The sequence below is a fragment of the Maribacter sp. 4G9 genome (assembly GCF_002742265.1).
GTDB lineage: Bacteria > Bacteroidota > Bacteroidia > Flavobacteriales > Flavobacteriaceae > Maribacter.
The window spans coordinates 1-463 of record NZ_MDGL01000167.1 but is presented as its reverse complement, the minus strand read 5'-3'; the positions used below and the strand labels follow the sequence as shown (position 1 = coordinate 463).

The window sequence follows — 463 nt, the reverse complement described above, 5'->3', positions numbered from 1 at the left end:
GTTCCTGTTCGTCAGTACCGAGTTTTGTAGTCTCGCTTTCTTCAGGTGTAACCTCGCGGTTACCACCCTTGCGACTTACTAATGCTTCCAGACGTTACTCCAGCGCATAAGGGACTTACACCCTCTAAATAAATTCTTATATTGCTATAAGATAAAGATGCCCATACTGGGCACACACACCGTATATAATTTATTGCTAGTTCTATCCTTCTTAAGAAAATCCTCGCGGATTTTCTATCTGGTATTTATTTGCTAAATTAGGTGCTTAAACACGCCACTATGTAGGCTTCCCTAAAAATAGGACAGTTCATAATTCGAATTTACTAACTTTAAATTCAAACTGTCACGATGAAAAACAGCAAGTTTAGCGAGAGTCAAATTATCAAGGCTCTAAAAGAAAATCAGCAAGGAAGATCTGTTGGAGATGTTTCGAGGGAATTAGGAATAGATAAAAGCACGTTTT

General features: G+C 38.2%; 1 protein-coding gene. It reads left to right on the top strand.

Going from position 1 to position 463, the window contains the following annotated elements; all coding sequences use genetic code 11:
* Positions 1–348 precede the first annotated feature (348 nt).
* On the top strand, positions 349–463 hold a 115-nt coding region (locus BFP75_RS17265; RefSeq protein WP_165776618.1), incomplete at its 3' end, for a transposase.